The sequence below is a fragment of the Streptomyces sp. NPDC042201 genome, assembly GCF_055582185.1.
Genome location: NZ_JBVJDS010000001.1, coordinates 1 through 15,763, shown reverse-complemented (window position 1 = coordinate 15,763; position 15,763 = coordinate 1). Strand labels below are relative to the sequence as shown.

General features: G+C 72.4%; 10 protein-coding genes. 4 read left to right on the top strand and 6 right to left on the bottom strand.

Features of this window, described 5'->3' with window-relative positions; all coding sequences use genetic code 11:
* Positions 1-3 precede the first annotated feature (3 nt).
* The 3 genes from trmB to ACZ6MZ_RS00040 all read right to left on the bottom strand — a co-directional run bounded on the left by trmB (position 4) and on the right by ACZ6MZ_RS00040 (position 3,718).
* A complete protein-coding gene (trmB, locus tag ACZ6MZ_RS00050) occupies positions 4-783 on the bottom strand; it encodes a tRNA (guanosine(46)-N7)-methyltransferase TrmB (protein WP_469348832.1) in 780 nt (259 codons plus the stop codon).
* Between the two features lie 138 nt (positions 784-921).
* Positions 922-2,139 carry an L-2-hydroxyglutarate oxidase gene (gene lhgO, locus ACZ6MZ_RS00045; RefSeq protein WP_384189045.1) on the bottom strand — a complete coding sequence of 406 codons (1,218 nt, stop codon included), beginning with the start codon at positions 2,137-2,139 and terminating at the stop codon, positions 922-924.
* A gap of 82 nt (positions 2,140-2,221) precedes the next feature.
* Positions 2,222-3,718 (bottom strand): sporulation protein, encoded by a 1,497-nt coding sequence (locus ACZ6MZ_RS00040; protein ID WP_384189043.1) that lies wholly within the window; start codon positions 3,716-3,718, stop codon positions 2,222-2,224.
* Between the two features lie 596 nt (positions 3,719-4,314).
* Here ACZ6MZ_RS00040 and ACZ6MZ_RS00035 point away from each other — a divergent pair.
* Positions 4,315-6,423, top strand: coding sequence for an asparagine synthase-related protein (locus ACZ6MZ_RS00035; RefSeq protein WP_469348830.1), 2,109 nt, complete (start codon positions 4,315-4,317; stop codon positions 6,421-6,423).
* 21 nt (positions 6,424-6,444) lie between these two features.
* Here the strand turns inward: ACZ6MZ_RS00035 and ACZ6MZ_RS00030 are convergent, their stop codons facing one another.
* Both ACZ6MZ_RS00030 and ACZ6MZ_RS00025 read right to left on the bottom strand, forming a co-directional pair.
* Positions 6,445-8,685, bottom strand: coding sequence for a sigma-70 family RNA polymerase sigma factor (locus ACZ6MZ_RS00030; protein WP_469348828.1), 2,241 nt, complete (start codon positions 8,683-8,685; stop codon positions 6,445-6,447).
* 254 nt (positions 8,686-8,939) lie between these two features.
* Positions 8,940-9,686 carry a TetR/AcrR family transcriptional regulator gene (locus tag ACZ6MZ_RS00025; RefSeq protein ID WP_384189037.1) on the bottom strand — a complete coding sequence of 249 codons (747 nt, stop codon included), beginning with the start codon at positions 9,684-9,686 and terminating at the stop codon, positions 8,940-8,942.
* 330 nt (positions 9,687-10,016) lie between these two features.
* Here ACZ6MZ_RS00025 and ACZ6MZ_RS00020 point away from each other — a divergent pair, with 330 nt between their 5' ends.
* Both ACZ6MZ_RS00020 and ACZ6MZ_RS00015 read left to right on the top strand, forming a co-directional pair.
* A complete protein-coding gene (locus ACZ6MZ_RS00020) occupies positions 10,017-11,396 on the top strand; it encodes an NAD(P)/FAD-dependent oxidoreductase (RefSeq protein WP_384189035.1) in 1,380 nt (459 codons plus the stop codon).
* Positions 11,397-11,679: 283 nt separating this feature from the next.
* The gene (locus ACZ6MZ_RS00015) at positions 11,680-13,356 is read left to right on the top strand and encodes an ATP-binding SpoIIE family protein phosphatase (RefSeq protein WP_384334962.1); all 1,677 of its coding nucleotides are present in this window, start codon (positions 11,680-11,682) and stop codon (positions 13,354-13,356) included.
* Between the two features lie 11 nt (positions 13,357-13,367).
* Here ACZ6MZ_RS00015 and ACZ6MZ_RS00010 read toward each other — a convergent pair whose 3' ends face one another.
* Entirely contained in the window at positions 13,368-14,654 is a 1,287-nt protein-coding gene (locus tag ACZ6MZ_RS00010; protein WP_389785897.1) for an MFS transporter, read from the bottom strand.
* A gap of 165 nt (positions 14,655-14,819) precedes the next feature.
* On the opposite strand from ACZ6MZ_RS00010, the gene ACZ6MZ_RS00005 reads away from it, so the two are divergent.
* The gene (locus tag ACZ6MZ_RS00005; RefSeq protein WP_389785898.1) at positions 14,820-15,386 is read left to right on the top strand and encodes a MarR family winged helix-turn-helix transcriptional regulator; all 567 of its coding nucleotides are present in this window, start codon (positions 14,820-14,822) and stop codon (positions 15,384-15,386) included.
* Positions 15,387-15,763: the final 377 nt, after the last annotated feature.

Here is a 15,763-nt window from a genome sequence, read left to right as displayed (position 1 = left end):
ATGTCAGCTGAGAGGGAACTCCGCCACGCGGCGGAACAGCAGGTCATGCACCACATGCCCCTTGTCGAGACCCTGCCCCTCGAACCGGGTCAGCGGCCGGAAGGCGGGCCGTGGCGTGTAGCCGCCATCCTGCTGGGTGTTCTCGAAGCCCGGGTGGGCCGTGAGCTCCGCCAGCATCTGTTCGGCGTACGGCTCCCAGTCGGTCGCGCAGTGCAGTACGGCTCCGGGCTTCAGCCGGCCCGCGGCCAGCGTGAGGAACTCCGGCTGGATGAGCCGCCGCTTGTGATGCCGCTTCTTGGGCCAGGGGTCGGGGAAGTAGACGCGCAGCCCGGCGAGGGACTCGGGCGGCAGCATCTCCCCGAGCAGGATGATCGCGTCGCCGTTGGCCACCCGGATGTTGGACAGTCCGTGCTCCTCCGCGAGACGGAGCAGATTTCCCTGGCCGGGGGTGTGCACATCGACGGCGAGGATTCCGGTGCCGGGGTCGGCGGCGGCCATCCGCGCCGTGGCCTCGCCCATGCCGAACCCGATCTCCAGGACGACCGGCAGCCCGCCGAACATCTCGTCGAGCCCGATGACCCGCTGCCCGTCGATGTCCAGGCCCCAGGCACCCCACATCCGCCGCAGCGCGTCGGCCTGGCCGGTGGTCACCCGGCTCCTGCGCGGCTGGAAACTGCGGATGCGCCGCTCGAAATGCGATCCGGCGGGATCGGCGGCGGGCCCCGTCCCGTCGGGGAACATCCGGCTCGTGGTGCGGTTCTCGGTCTTGGTCGGTTCGGTCATCTCGGTCTTCTCGCGCTCGGCCACAGTGCTCCCGATTCTACGGAGCCCGGATCCGTGCCCTCGCCGCCCCGTGCCCGACGCCCCGTGCCCTCGCCGTCCCCGCGCCCGGGATCGTGTGCCCGGCGCCGCGTGCCCGGCTCAGTCCGCCGCCAGCACCGCCAGCGCCCGTCTCGCCACCTCGCGGCCGATCGGCAGCGACGCCGTCGCCGCCGGCGACGGGGCGTTCAGGATGTGGACCGTGCGGGGGGTCTGCCGGATCAGGAAGTCGTCGGCCAGCGTACCGTCGCGCAGGACCGCCTGGGCCCTTACGCCGGCCGCCGCCGGGTGCAGGTCCGCGTCCGTGACCGCGGGGAGCAGGCGCCGTACGGCCGTGGCGAAGGCGCGCTTCGACAGGGAGCGGTGCAGCTCGCCGGCGCCGTACCGCCAGTGCTTACGGGCTATCCGCCAGGAGCCCGGCCAGCCCAGGGTGCCGGCCAGCTCACCGGGGCGTACGGCCGACCAGGAGTAGCCCTCCCTGGCCAGCGCGGGGACGGCGTTCGGCCCGACATGGACGGCGCCGTCGATGCCCCGAGTCAGATGCACGCCCAGGAACGGGAACGCCGGGTCGGGCACCGGATAGACCAGCCCCCGTACGAGAGCGGGCCTGGCCAGTTCGTAGTACTCGCCCCGGAAGGGCACGATCCGCATCCCCGGGTCGTCGCCCGCCAGCCGCGCCACCCGGTCGCACTGCAGCCCCGCGCAGTTCACCAGGACCCGCGCTCTGACGACCTCGCCGGCCGCCGTACGGACCGCGACACCCCAGGGGCGGCGGTCGACGACGGTGACCTCCGCGCCGTACCGCACGGACGCCCCGGCCGCCTCCGCCGACTCCGCGAGCTGCTTCGCGACCGCGCCGAAGTCGCACACGCCGGTCGTACCGACCTGGATCGCCGCGAGGCCGCGCACCTGCGGCTCGTACTCCGTTATCTGCGCGGGGCCCAGTTCCCGCACCGGAATGCCGTTCTCCCGGCCGCGCTGGACCAGCGCGTGCAGCCGCGGCAGCTCGTCCCGCCGGGTCGCGACGATCAGCTTGCCGGTGACCTCGTGGGCGATGCCGTACTCCGCGCAGAACTTCACCATCTCGGCGGAGCCGCGCACCGCGTACCGCGCCTTCAGGGAGCCCGGGCGGTAGTAGACGCCGCTGTGGATCACCCCGCTGTTGTGGCCCGTCTGATGGCGCGCCGGGCCCGGCTCCTTCTCCAGCACGACGACCCGGGTGCCGGGAGCGGCGCGCGTGATCGCGTACGCCGTCGACAGACCGACGATCCCGCCGCCGATCACCAGCACCTCGCAGTCGAATCCGACGCGTCCGGTCATCGCGCGTCACCTCCCACCCCGATAGTGCACTGGCCCGCCGACAGCGTGCTTAAACCACGGATCGGCAGACCGGTGCGATCGGCTACCCCGGTGAGACCAGCAGCGGCCGCGCCCGCTCCCGCAGCTCCGCCACGCGCGGCTCGTCGCCGTACGGCTCCAAGCGGTGCAGCAGATCCCGTACGTACTCGGTCGTCCGCGCCGACGAGATCCGCCCCGCCACCTCGACCGCCCGGGTGCCCGCCGCGCACGCCGCGTCCAGATTGCCCGACTCCAGCTCGGCGACCGCGCTCACCACCAGCCGCAGGCCGTGCGAGCGCACGAACTCCTCCGTCGGCCGGGACAGCGCCTGCTCCGTGAAGCGCCGCACCTGTCGCGGCGCCTTCAGGTCCCGGTAGCACTCGGCGGCGTCGGCCGCGAACCGGTCGTACGAGTAGAAGCCCAGCCAGGACGGATCGGCGTCGCCCTCCCGCGAGCGCTCCAGCCACCCCTCCGCCGCCTTCAGCGCGGCCCCGGCCGCCACCGCGTCGCCCGCCTTCGCGTGCGCCCGCGCCTCCACCAGCCGGAAGAAGCTCATCGTGCGGGCCGTGGCCAGACCGCGATTGCGCTCCAGCGCCGCCTGGGCGAGATCCACGCCCTCGTCCGCGAAGCCGCGGTAGGTCGCCTGGAGCGACATGGAGGCGAGCACATAGCCGCCGAGCGGTACGTCGGCCGCCGCACGCGCCAGCCGTAACGCCTGGATGTAGTACCGCTGCGCCGCCTCCTGCTGTCCGGTGTCGAAGGCCATCCAGCCGGCCAGCCGGGTCAGCTCGGCGGTCGCCCCGAACAGCCCACGGCCCACCTCGTCGCTGTACGCGCCGAGGAGCAGCGGCGCCGCGTCGACCCGCAGACACTCCGGCACCATCGACGAACGCCAGTCCCCGCCGCCGTACTTGGAATCCCAGCGCCGGGCGTCGGACGCCGCCTCCCGCAGTTTGGCCACATCGCTGTGGCCGACCCGCAGCGGCGAGATCTCCGCGGCGGCATCCGCGCCGCCCTGACCTGCTTGGCCGCCCTGCCCCGGTGGGCCGCCGTGCGCTCCCTGCGCCGCCTGAGCCACCGCCGGATCCCGGGCGACGGAGGAGTCGGCGGGTGTTATCAGCCACCGGGAGGCGGGCGTCGCGTACGCGCTCACTGCGAAGGATCCGGCCAGCGACTGCCAGATGCCACCGCCGCCCGCCCGGCGGCCCGCCAGGTCGAGCCGGTACAGCTCCGTCGCCGCGCGCACCGCCTCGCCCACATCACGCGGGAAGGAGAGCCCGACCTCGGGGGCCGGATCCGCGTCCGCCAGACCTATCTCGTGCAGCGGGACAGGACGTCCCAGTTTCGCCCCGATGGCGGCGGCGATGAGATGGGGCGCCGCACCCTGCGGAACCATCCCCTTCGAGACCCATCGCGCCACGGAGGTCTTGTCGTAGCGAAGTGTCAGACCGCGCTGCGCCCCGAGGTCGTTGACCCGCCGGGCGAGGCCGGCGTTGCTGATTCCCGCGAGGGCGAGAACCGTGCCGAGCTTTTCGTTCGGCCCGCGTTGCTCCCTGGACATGCGCCACCCCTCGACACACAGACGGCCGCCGCGTCGCGGCATAGGCGCGCGGCATTCGTAAACCCAGCGTAGTTCGCCACATCCCGACCGTTAAGGGGCGGACTTCCGTATGGCGGGATTGTTGTCCGTGCCGCGGTCCGAGCCTAAGTCCTCCGGCGAGGTGTCGTGCTCCGGGTGTGTGGCCGTGCGCCCGGCCGTGCGCTCTTGGCCTGGATCAAGCGGCAGCGCTTCCATGAGTCCTGCGTGGGTCGGCCCACTGCGTACTGGAACCAGTGGGCTGGGGGACACCGCCGCCCCAATCCCCGCGGGCGGTGGATCAGTCCGGGAGGCGGGAAACGCCTCCCGGACTGAACGTATTCCGGTGCTGAAGTGCCGTACCGGGCCCGGAGATTGGCTGAATGCTGCCTGTCCGCGGAGGGCCGTATCTCCGCCAAATGGCCAATGCCAGGGGCGCATTCGCATTGGCTCCCGCGCTCCCGTAGGCCCTCCTGTGCGCCGTTGTCGTGGCAGCATGTTCCCGAACGGCTTCGACTTGAGCGCTCCTGTGCGAGTTCTTGAGCCGGGGCTCGACTTGTCCACAGGCTGTGGAGGCGGCGATGCGCTGGTTGGTGGGGTGGAGCAGTATCGCCGCGCGCTTCGGTACGACCGGGGCCGTCGGGCCCGCCGGCGACGACGCCGAGAGCCGCAGCGTGCATCCCGTCGGCTCCCAACTCCTCTGGGGCGACCCGGATCCGCTGTGGGCCGTCGGAGACTGGCGGCCCGACGAGATCCGTGTCGTCACCGTCGACCCCTTCACCCGGCTCGCCGTGCTCGGCTGCTGCGGGGCCACCGACGAGGAACTGCGGGTCGGCCTGTTCGCGGCGCGCGGCGGCGCGCTGCGCCATCTCACCGCCTGGCCGGGCAGCTACACGACCGTCGCCCAGATCGGCCGCAGGATCACCGTCGCCGGCGATCTGGCCGGCGCCAGACCCGTCTTCTACACACCCTGGGCGGGCGGCACCGCGTACGCCACCGCCGCCCTGCCCCTCGCCGACCTCATCGAGGCGCAGCTGGACATCGGGCATCTGGCCGCGCTCCTCGCCTGCCCCGAGACCCCGGAGGCGCTGCGCGACTCCACGCCGTACGACGGGGTCAAGCGCATCCCGCCCGGACACGCGCTGGTCCTGCGCGAGGGCTCGCGCGAGATCACCGGATACGAGCCGGTCGCCTCCCTCGCCGTCGCCGGGCCCCAGCGCGACCCGGAGCGGGCCGTCGAAGGCGTACGGGACGCGCTCGTCGAAGCCGTACGCGCGCGACTCCTGGCCCCGCGCCACGCACCCGAGACACTGCCGCCCGACCCCGGTCCCGTCCCCGGCATGGGCCCCGCGGAACGGCGCGCCGCGCGCGGGGCGCCCGTCCCCGGCATCGGCGCGGACCTGTCGGGCGGCAGCGCGTCCGGGACTCTCGCGCTGCTGGCCGCGGGGCTGCCGGGGGCGCCGGGCACGATCCTTGGGCACGGCACCGGCGCGGGGGAGCGGCTGCTCGCCGTCACCTTCAACGACCTGGCCACCGGCAGCCGCGACGAGGCCGAACTCGAACGCGCCCGTGCCATGGCCGCCAACCCCCGGCTGCACCACGTGGTCGTCGCGGCCGGTGAAGAGGCGCTGCCGTACGCCGAGTTGGAAGGCCCGCTCACCGACGAGCCGGGGCCCTCCCTCGTCACCGCGGAACGGCACCGCAGACGGCTGGCCGCGGGCAGCGCCGACCACTTCACCGGATCCGGCGCGCGCGAGGTGCTCGACGCGCATCCGGCCCGCCTGGCCGACCTGCTGCTCGACCGGCGCAGACGCCATCTGCTGCACCCGGTCACCGCGCTCGCCAAGGCCGAAGGCCCTTCGCCGTCCTCGCTGTTCATCCCGCTGACCGTCTACCGGGCCGCGCGCCGCCTCGCCCGTACGCCGTACCGCACCGGTCTCGAAGAGGCAGCCGCCCTCCTCCCTGCGGCCAACCGGGCGGCCGGCTCCGCCGCGTCGAACGGCCCGCTGGCCGCTTCGCTGGCGGCCCTCACCTGGTCCAGGCCCGGTCCCGCCGCGCGCTGGCTGACCGGGGAGGCACTCGCTGAAGTATCGGTTCGGCTGACGGGGGCCGCGACCCGGCCCACCTCCGTCCAGCGCCCCGGCGAGGCCCGCGCCCGCGCCGCGCTCGCCCGGTACGCGGCGGACCACCGCGTCTTCGAGCAGGCCGCCGAGATCCGCAGCCAGCGCCTGCACGCCCCGTTCCTCGACAACCAGGTCGTACGGGCCTGCCGCGACCTGCCCGAGGCGCTGCGGGTGCAGCCGGGCGCCCGCGCCGAGGTGCTCCGTACCGTGCTCGCCGGGGCGGGAATCCACGATCTGCCGCCGGGCTGGGGCGCGACCTCGCGGGCCGGCTCGGCCGCCGCGACGCGCGCGGGCCTGCGCTCGGCCGTCGGTGAGCTGATCAGCCTCTTCGACGCGCCGCTGCTGGCCGACGCGGGGCTGGTGGAGGCGCGGGTCGTGCGCAAGGCCCTGCGGGCGGCGGCCGAGGGCGAGCCGGTGCCGCTGGACGGCCTGGCGGACCTGGTCTCCACGGAGCTGTGGCTGCGGCGTCTGCTGTCCCGGCGCGGCACCTGCTGGACGGGAGCGGCGGCGCCGCGGCAGCGTGCGGTGGCCGGCGGCGTGATTCCGCGCCCGACGCTGCACCGGTGAGCGTGCTCGCGGACCTGGGCGTCAGTCGCAGGTGATCAGGGCTTGCGCCCAGTCGGCCAGCGCCACCACGTCGAACGGCGTGTGCGGCTCCACGACCAGGCGGATGGTCCGCTGTCCCGCGATCCCCACCTGTACGGGTACGGCCGCGTCGCCGCCGCGCAGTACGGGCGAGCGCCAGAGCCGGCCCCCGTCGCCGTAGACGGAGAAGCGCACGGAGCCCAGTCCCAGCGTCAGATCGTCCACCCCGACCCTGGCCTCATAGCTGGAACAGCGCCGGTTGAGATCGATGGTGACCGAGGACGGGGCGTGCACGGTCACCCCGTGTCCGTAACGGGCGCCGCCGGTCGACATGCCCGAACGCCGCCAGAGCCAGCCGCTATCACTGAGCCGCACCTCCGGCTCGGAGCCGTCACCAAAGATGCCGTACGCCAACTGGCTGAGCTGGTAGGAGACCTGGGCGGGGGGCTCCTCGGGCGGCGGTGGCTCGGGGCTGGGGTCCTGCTCCGGCGGCTTCGGGTCGGGGGGCGCCGACGGCTCGGGCACGGCGGGCGTCGTCGGCTCGGGACCGGGGACCGGGGTGGCGGCCGGAGCGGGCTTCGCCGTGGGGCGGGGCGCGGGCTTTTCGGAGGGTGGGGCCGGCTGGGGTGCGGGCGGGGCCGGCGGTTCGGGCGAGGGGTCCTCACGCGGCGGTACGACGGGCCCCGCGGCCGGCGGTTTCGCCTCGGCCCTCGGCGCGGGACGGGGATCATGCACCAGCGCCCACACCAGACCGGCGACCGCGGCGACGGCCACCATCCCCGCGAGCCCGGCCTGTACCGGAGCGCCGATTCCCCCGGCGGCCGCGCCGGTCGTACCACTGGAGGCTCCGCCGGACCCACTGGCGGCGACACCTCCGGAAGCACCGCCCGCGGTGGCGACGGCGCCCGCTCCGGCCGCCCCAGCGGCGCCGCCCGCCACGATTCCGGCGGCCTTGAGTGAATAGCCGGCGGCGAACCAGCCGATGACCGCGACCGGAAGCAGCGCCGGGATCCCGGCGTTGACGTGCGCCAGCTCGCCCGCTGCGAGGCGGCACTTGACGCACTCCTCCAGGTGCTGGCGCAGCCCGCGCTCCGCGCGCATGCGCAGACCCCCGCGGGCGTACGCCCCGAGCCGGTCGGCGTACCGCGCGCAGTCGCCGCCCGAGGTCAGCGCGGAGCTCACATGCGCCTGGAGATAAGCCTGCTTGAGGCCCTCGCGCGCCCGGCCGGCCAGCACCGCGGTGGCATTGGGGGTCAGCCCGAAGAGCGGCGCGACCTCGCTCGGGGACTCCTCCTCGACCGTGGTGTGCCAGAGCACCGCCTGCCAGCGCTCGGGCAGGCTGCGGAAGGCCTCCATCGCCATGGACCGGTCGGCTTCACGCATCGCCCTGACGTCCGCGCCCGGATCGAGGGCGAGGGTGCCCGTGCCCGAGGCCCCGGAGAAGTGCGCGGCCTGCGCCGCGAACACCGCGAAGTCGTCGACCAGTTGCTCCCGCTTCGCGGACTTCGTCCAGGACGCGGCCACGTGTCGTACGGTCGTGAGCAGATAGGCCCGCACCGCCTGCGCGGGTCCGGCGCCGCCGCGCACCGCTTGCAGCGTGCGGACGAAGACCTCGGCCGTCAGATCCTCGGCGGTGTGCGCGTCGCGGCAGCAGCTCCTGGCGTAACGGCGCACCGCGCCCGCGTGCCTGCGGAACAGTTCCTCGTACGCGCTGTCGTCGCCGTCCCGCATCCTCTGGATCAGATCGGCGTCGGACGGAGGCAGATGGGAAGCGGGCAGCTCGGACGGAGACGTTCCGTACAGAGGTGTCCCGTACACAGGTGTCCCGTACAGAGGTGTCTCGGCCGGCTGTGTCTCGGACAAGGGTGTCTCGGACCGCTGTGAATCGGTTGAGGCCGGCTCGGAAGGTCCACCGCGGCCCTCGCGCTGCGGTGGCACCCCGCCGGCCGCCTCGGCCGGGGCACCGGCGGCGCCGCCGGTCCCGCCCGGACTGGTCGCGGGGTGAGGCACGATCGGACCGAAGAAACCACCCGGCCCGCCTGGCCTGCCGGAACCGGAACCGCCGGGCCTGCCTGAACCGCCGGGCCCGCTCTGCTCGGGAACGCCGGCCGGACCGCCGACCCCGCCGGGGGACGCCTTGGGGCCGCCCTGGTTCGGCACCTGCCGGGAGTGCGTCCCGCCGGGATCCGCACCGCCGTCGGTACCGCCGCCACCGAGTGGCTCGTCCCGTCCGTCACCGCTCATCGCGGAAACCCCCGTACGCACCCTCTGACCCGAACACCGAGCCAGCGTGCCACAGCGCGCCGCGCCGCTCGGGCCTTCAAGCCCGGCAACCACTCATCCGGGGAGGTTTCCCCGATCCGCGCCGCAACCTTCACTCGTTCGGGGAGTGCACAACGGGTTTCACCCGTAAGCCAGTTCGATGACAGACCGGAGTGGCCTCACCGTCACGCCGGCCCATCCTTTACGCGCCGGCACACCCCTCACGCCGGCCCGCCCTACACAGGCCGGGACCGCAGCCCCTCAAGAAGGATGTCCAGCAGCCGCGCCGAAGCCGCCGCCTGCTGCGCCGCGTCCGGCAGCGAGGGCGCGGCCGTGGCTATCACCAGCAGGACATCGGCCACGGTCACATCGACCCGCAGCTCGCCCGCCGCCCGCGCCCGCTCCACCAACTGCCCCACGACCTCCAGCAGCTCGACGGCGCCCGGGTCATCCAGGTCCTCCGCCGACAGCCGCTGCGCGACCACCCGCAGATCGGGCTGCCCCGCCTGCCGCTGCGGCGGCACCCGCAGCTCGGCCGGCCCGCCCAGCTCCACCGCGTCGTCGACGTCCACCCCGACCCGCAGCACCTGCGGAGGCAGCAGCCGGCCCGCGCCCGAAGCCGCCGACGTGCGCAGGAACCGGGAGAGCGCCGACCACGGCTCCTCCTCCTGGCCCAGCGCCGTACGCGCCTGGTCGGTCAGCCGGGACGTCTCTTCCTCGGCTATCCGCCGTACCAAGACGTCCTTACTGGGGAACCGCCGGTACACCGTGCCGACCCCGACCCGGGCCCGCCGCGCCACGTCCTCCATCGGCGCCCCGTACCCCAGCTCGCCGAACACCTCGCGAGCCGCCCGCAGTACATGTTCGAGATTGCGCTGTGCGTCCACGCGGAGCGGCGCCGAGCGGCCGACCCTGCCCATGTCCGCCCGTCCGTCGCTGTCCGCGACGGCGGTGGTCTGCCAATGAGAATCCTGAATGTGCATACCGTTCCCCCGGTAATGATGTCTCCCCCCGGAGACGCCCCGCCCTGACAGCCGGGTGCACGGGCAGTCACGACCGGGCACTCCGACGAAGTACGAACATAGTTGAGCCCGGGTCAATTCAGAAGGGGTAGTTCCGCACAGAGCGCCCCCCGATCGGAGCAAGGACCGGAAGATGCCTGATTCGCCCCACACCCGCCCTCCCGCGCGCCCCCGCTGACCTGCGCGCCTTCGTCAATACCTGCGCTTTTGCCCGCCAGGCGCGGCTGACGGCCCCCAGTCACACAATTTGCCGGGGCTGTGGACAAACACCGGGGCCCGTTGCGTCATGGGATGGTGAAGGCTGAGATCAATCAAGAGACGACCCCCGCGTCCCCGCCCCCCGCGCGCATTCTCGTGGTCGGCGGTGGCTACGTCGGGATGTACACCGCACTGCGCCTCCAGCGAAAGCTGAAGAGCGGCGAGGCCGAGGTCATGGTGGTATCCCCCGACCCCTATATGACCTATCAACCGTTTCTGCCGGAGGCGGCCGCCGGGAACATTTCGCCCCGTCATGTCGTGGTCCCCCTCCGCCGTGTGCTGGAGAAATGCAAGATCGTCATTGGTGAGGCCACCTCCATCGACCACGCCAGGCGCACCGCCACCCTGAAGACCCTCGCCTCCGAGGAAGAGGGCACCGGCACGGTCGACATCACCTACGACGAACTCGTCCTCGCCCCCGGGTCCGTCTCCCGTACCCTCCCGGTCCCCGGCCTGGCCGAGCACGGCATCGGCTTCAAGAGCGTCGAGGAGGCCATCGGCCTGCGCAACCATGTCATCGAGCAGATGGACATCGCCTCCTCCACCCGCGACCCCGCGATTCGCGACGCCGCCCTGACCTTCGTCTTCGTCGGCGGCGGCTACGCGGGCGTCGAGGCGCTCGCCGAGCTGGAGGACATGGCCCGCTACGCCTCGCGGTACTACCACAACATCAAGGCCGACGACCTGAAGTGGATCCTCGTCGAGGCCACCGGCCGGATCCTCCCCGAAGTCGGCGACGAGATGGGCAAGTACGCCGTCCGCGAGCTGCGCGCCCGCAATATCGACGTACGGCTCGACACCCGGCTCGACTCCTGCGAGAACCGCGTCGCCGTGCTGAGCGACGGCGCCCGGTTCCGCACCCGTACCGTCGTCTGGACCGCCGGCGTCAAACCCCACCCCATCCTCGCCGCCAGCGATCTGCCCCTCAACGAGCGCGGCCGCCTCCGCTGCACCGCGAAGCTCTCCGTCGACGGCGCCGAGCACGCCTGGGCGGCCGGCGACGCGGCCGCGGTCCCCGATCTGACCGCCGACGAGCCCGGCAAGGAGTGCGCTCCCAACGCCCAGCACGCCGTACGTCAAGCCAGAGTTCTCGCGGAGAACATCCTCGCTTCCCTGCGCGGCGAGCCCCTTCGCGACTACCGTCACGCGTACGCGGGTTCCGTGGCGTCCCTGGGCCTCCACAAAGGTGTGGCGCATGTGTACGGCCGTAAACTCAAGGGCTATCCGGCCTGGCTGATGCACCGCGTGTACCACCTCAGCCGTGTCCCCACCTTCAACCGGAAGGCACGCGTCCTCGCGGAATGGACCCTTTCCGGGCTCTTCAAACGGGAGATCGTCTCCCTCGGCTCGCTGGAACACCCGCGCGCCGAATTCGAACTCGCCGCGGGAGGCGAACGGCCCAAGGACACGTGATGTCCCGTGTGGAGGACGGCCGGCGCCCACGACACAGGACGGCCGGCGCCGGCGACCGGAAGGCAGCCGACGTCAACGACCGGAAGGCGGCCGACGTCAACGACCCGCGCGCGACCGGTGTCGCTGTCAGTTCGTTCGGCCACACTGGACGTGTGACCATAGGTGGATTCACATCTGCACAGAGTGATCCGGCCCGCTCGGCGCAACCGGCCCCGACGACTGCCCGGCCCGACCAGCCCGGCCAAGACGAACAGCCACACGACACCATGAGGCCTGAGAATTCGTGAACTTCACGCGTTGGAGCGCCCGACTCCCCGGTACGCAGCGCCGCGCCGCCGCGCGGACGGACCGCGGCTCCGTGCCCGCGGCCCGTGGTGAGTACGAGCGACAGCCCGATCCCGTGACGGACGTCCCCGCCCTCGAAGACCTCTCCGTACGGGAGATCCTCGGCGAGCTGCCCGCCCTGGTCGCTCTGGTGTACGGCCCCGAGCACCGCGTCGCCTATGTCAACGACGCGTACACCACGGCCTTCGGCCCGCGCCCGCTCGGCGCCACGGCGGCCGAGAGCTGCCCCGAGCTGGCCCAGCTGGGGCTGTTCCCGCTGCTCGACCAGGTGCTGCGCAGCGGCACGTCCCGTACCGTCAAATCCCGCAAGATCCAGCAGCGGGCACAGGCCGAGGGAGCCAGGGACCACAAGAGCGGGGCGTCCGCCGCGCCGCGCGGAGAAGGCTCCTACACGGTCACCTGCACCCCCGTCGACTGCCGTGGCACCGGCGGCGTCCTCATCTTCGCCGCCGATGTGACCGACCACGCCGAGGCCGCCGAACGGCTGCGCACCAGCGAGCGCCGGCACCGCCAGACCGCCGTCACCCTGCAACGCTCGCTCCTCCCGCAGGAGCTGGAGCAGCCCGACGACCTGCGCGTCGCCGCCACGTACCAGCCGGGCGGCGCGGACGCGGCGGTCGGCGGCGACTGGTACGACGTGATCACGCTCGGCGCCGGGCGTACGGCGCTGGTCATCGGCGATGTCATGGGCCGGGGCGTCCGCGCGGCCGCCGTCATGGGCCAGCTGCGCACCGCCGTCCGCGCCTACGCCCGGCTCGACCTGCCGCCGCACGAGGTGCTGCAACTCCTCGACGGACTCGCCTCCGAGATCGACGCCAGCCAGATCGCCACCTGCGTCTACGCCGTCCACGACCCCAACGAGGGCCGGCTCGTCTACGCGTCGGCCGGCCATCTGCCGATCCTGGTACGCGCCGAGGACGGAACGGTCGAGCGCGCCGAGGAGCCGACGGGCCCGCCGCTCGGCACCGGCGGCTGGATCCACACCTCGGGCTCGATCGCGCTCCCCCCGGGTTCCACCGCCGTCCTCTACACGGACGGACTGGTCGAGCGCCGCGGCGAGGACATCGACGAAGGTGTCGCCTCCCTGGAGCGTGCCCTCTCCGGCGCGAAGGGTTCACCCCAGGTCGTCTGCGACCGGCTGATCCGCTCCCTCGGTGTCACCGCGGACCATGACGACGATGTCGCGGTGCTCGTTCTGCAGCACCCCGCCCGCAAGGGCCAGGACGCGGAGCTGTTCCACAACGCCGCGCTCGACCTGCTCGGCGGGATCGAAGCCGCCCCGCGCGCCCGCGCCTTCGCCACCGGGGTCCTCGCCTCCTGGCGGTTCCCCGTCGAGCTGCGCGACCTGGGCGTGCTCGCCACCAGCGAGCTGGTCGCGAACTCCCTCCAGCACGGCACCCCGCCCATGCGCCTCAGGCTCCGCCGCACGGACCGCCGGCTGATCATCGAGGTGACGGACGGCGACGACCATCTGCCGCGCCGCCGCCGCGCGGAACCGGTGGACGAGGCGGGCCGCGGCATCTCGATCGTCGCGACGATCGCCTCGTCCTGGGGGTCGCGCCGCACGCCGGGCGGCGGCAAGGCCGTCTGGTGCGAATTCGCACTGCCCCACTGAGCTGAGCGGCCTCAGTGAGCCGGCGTCAGCACGGTCTCCGGCTCGTGCCGCGCGACCACACGCGACGCCGAGATCAGCGCCGGCTGGTCCTGTACGGGGGTGAGCCGCCTGCCCAGTCGCAGCGCCAGCACGGTGACGCAGAGCGAGAACAGAACGAACGTCACGATGTACGGGCCGTGCAGCGCGGCCGCCATCGGCCCGCCCACCGCGGGGCCGACCGCCAGCGCGAGCTGCTTGACCAGCGCGAACGCGGAGTTGTACTGCCCGACCATCGACGGCGGCGCCAGATCGGCCACCAGCGGCGCCACGGTCGGCGACAGCATCGACTCGCCGAGCCCGAACAGCGCGTACGTCGAGATGAACGCGGCCGTCGCCATCGTCTGACTGCCGTGCCCGAGCCCCGCGTACCCCGCGAAGATCCAGGCAGCGGCCCAGATCAGCCCGACCGCCGCGATCACGCGGCTGCGCCTGCGCCGCTCGACCAGCCGCAACACCACGAACTGCGCGATCACGATCATCGCCGTGTTGGCGGCGAGCGCGATCCCGAGCGTCGACGGGTCGATCCCGGCGGCCTCGGTGCCGTACGCCGCGAGCCCCGACTCGAACTGCCCGTAGCAGGCGAAGAACAGCACGAAGCCCAGCACACACAGCTGCACCATGGCCCGATGACCGAGCAGCGCACGGAGCCCGCCCTGAGCGCGGGCACCTGACTCCTTGGGCAGCGCGCTCACGAGGGACGCCGGCCGCGGCAGCCGGACGGTGGCGGCGATGGCCGCCAGGACGAGGAACATCACGGCCTCGATGGAGAACAGCAGCGTGAAGCTGCCCGGCCTGCTCAGGTCGACGATCTGACCGCCGATCAGCCCCCCGACGCCGAGGCCCAGGTTCGCCAGAAAGAACTGGGTGGCGAACGCCCGGGTCCGTGTCGACGGCGTCGAGCACCAGACGATCATCGTGGCGAGCGCCGGCTGCATGACGGCGGTACCGGCGCCGAGGAGCGCGGCGGACAGCACGGCCGCCGGGACGCTCCCCGACACCCCCATGGCGACCGCGCCCACGGACGCCAGCACCGCACCCGCCACCAGCACGGGCAGCGGACCCCGCCGGTCGATGACCCGCCCGGTGAACGGCAGTACGACAAGTGCGGCCATGGCGAAGACCGCCAGCACGGCACCGGCCGTACCGGCGCCCAGGTCCCGTACCTGAGCCACGTACACATAGAGATACGGAACCGTGAACCCGAGCCCGAACGCACTCAGCGCGTTCCCCGCCTGGATCCTGCGCATCGCTGCGCCCATCGCCCTGGTCACACTCACCTGCCTCAAGAGGTCGAAAGATCGAAAAGCCGAAGCGAGCCGAGCCCGAAGAGCTCAAGCCTGAAGACTTCAAAGCTAAAGTTAGAACCTCAACAATACACATCGAAGGACTTCAACGCCAGGAAGGGTGCGTGCGATACTGCCCCGATGTCCGACACCCCCGAGAAGCCCGGCCCATCGGGTCTCCAGGAACCGAGCCTCAACGAGCAGATCGCCGCGTATCAGCGCGAGTTCCGCGACCTCGACCCCCAGGTCGAGCAGATCGTCTCGGCGCTCGGCCGACTGAACCGCCGTATGAACGTCGCGTACGGCCGGCAGGTCGCCGATCTCGGCATCAGCAACGCCGAGTGGGAAGTCCTCAAGACCCTCGTGGTCTCGGGAGCCCCCTACCGCCTCGGCCCCGGCGAACTCGCCAAGCGACTCGGACTCACCCCGGCCGCCATGACCCACCGCATCGACCGCATGGCGGGCGAGGGCCTGGTCACCCGGGACCGGGACGAGAACAACCGGGTCCGCGTGATCGTGGAGCTGACGGACGAGGGCCGTACGAAGTGGCTGGAGGCGATGCGGATGGCCACGGACTTCGAGGAAGAGCTGCTCCAGGACCTCTCCGGTGAGGAGCGGGGAGTACTCGGCGAGATGCTGATCCGCCTCCTGCGCCGGGTCGAGCACGCCCAGCCGGACGCCGGAGGCCGGCTGACCGATCTGGACTGAACGGCGCGCCAGGGATCGCTTGACACACCCCCGGCCGATCCGTAAGGTTCTTCGAGTTGTCACGTGGCCGGAACGGTTCTGTGACAGCCACTCCCGCCGCTGATGCGGCACCAAAACTCAGTGCGATCTCCCAGCCGGGATACATTTCGGCATGCCGAAATTAATTTCGAAGACTCGATTATGAGTCGCCTGCGAAATCCGCTAGGGTTTGGAACGTCGGAACGGCCGAAGGGCCGGGACGGCAGCCCACTCTGACTGGGAATCAGGCCCGAAAGGATCTGATAGAGTCGGAATCGCCGGAAAGGGAAACGCGAAAGCGAAGAACCGGAAGGCAACCCCGCTCCGACGGGGAATCGGACACGAAAGAGTCTGATAGA

Bases quoted from the DNA above. Each gene is read 5' to 3' on its own strand.
- trmB (WP_469348832.1), bottom strand. From the start codon at position 783: ATGACCGAACCGACCAAGACCGAGAACCGCACCACGAGCCGGATGTTC.
- lhgO (WP_384189045.1), bottom strand. From the start codon at position 2,139: ATGACCGGACGCGTCGGATTCGACTGCGAGGTGCTGGTGATCGGCGGC.
- ACZ6MZ_RS00040 (WP_384189043.1), bottom strand. From the start codon at position 3,718: ATGTCCAGGGAGCAACGCGGGCCGAACGAAAAGCTCGGCACGGTTCTC.
- ACZ6MZ_RS00035 (WP_469348830.1), top strand. From the start codon at position 4,315: ATGCGCTGGTTGGTGGGGTGGAGCAGTATCGCCGCGCGCTTCGGTACG.
- ACZ6MZ_RS00030 (WP_469348828.1), bottom strand. From the start codon at position 8,685: ATGAGCGGTGACGGACGGGACGAGCCACTCGGTGGCGGCGGTACCGAC.
- ACZ6MZ_RS00025 (WP_384189037.1), bottom strand. From the start codon at position 9,686: ATGCACATTCAGGATTCTCATTGGCAGACCACCGCCGTCGCGGACAGC.
- ACZ6MZ_RS00020 (WP_384189035.1), top strand. From the start codon at position 10,017: ATGGTGAAGGCTGAGATCAATCAAGAGACGACCCCCGCGTCCCCGCCC.
- ACZ6MZ_RS00010 (WP_389785897.1), bottom strand. From the start codon at position 14,654: ATGGGCGCAGCGATGCGCAGGATCCAGGCGGGGAACGCGCTGAGTGCG.
- ACZ6MZ_RS00005 (WP_389785898.1), top strand. From the start codon at position 14,820: ATGTCCGACACCCCCGAGAAGCCCGGCCCATCGGGTCTCCAGGAACCG.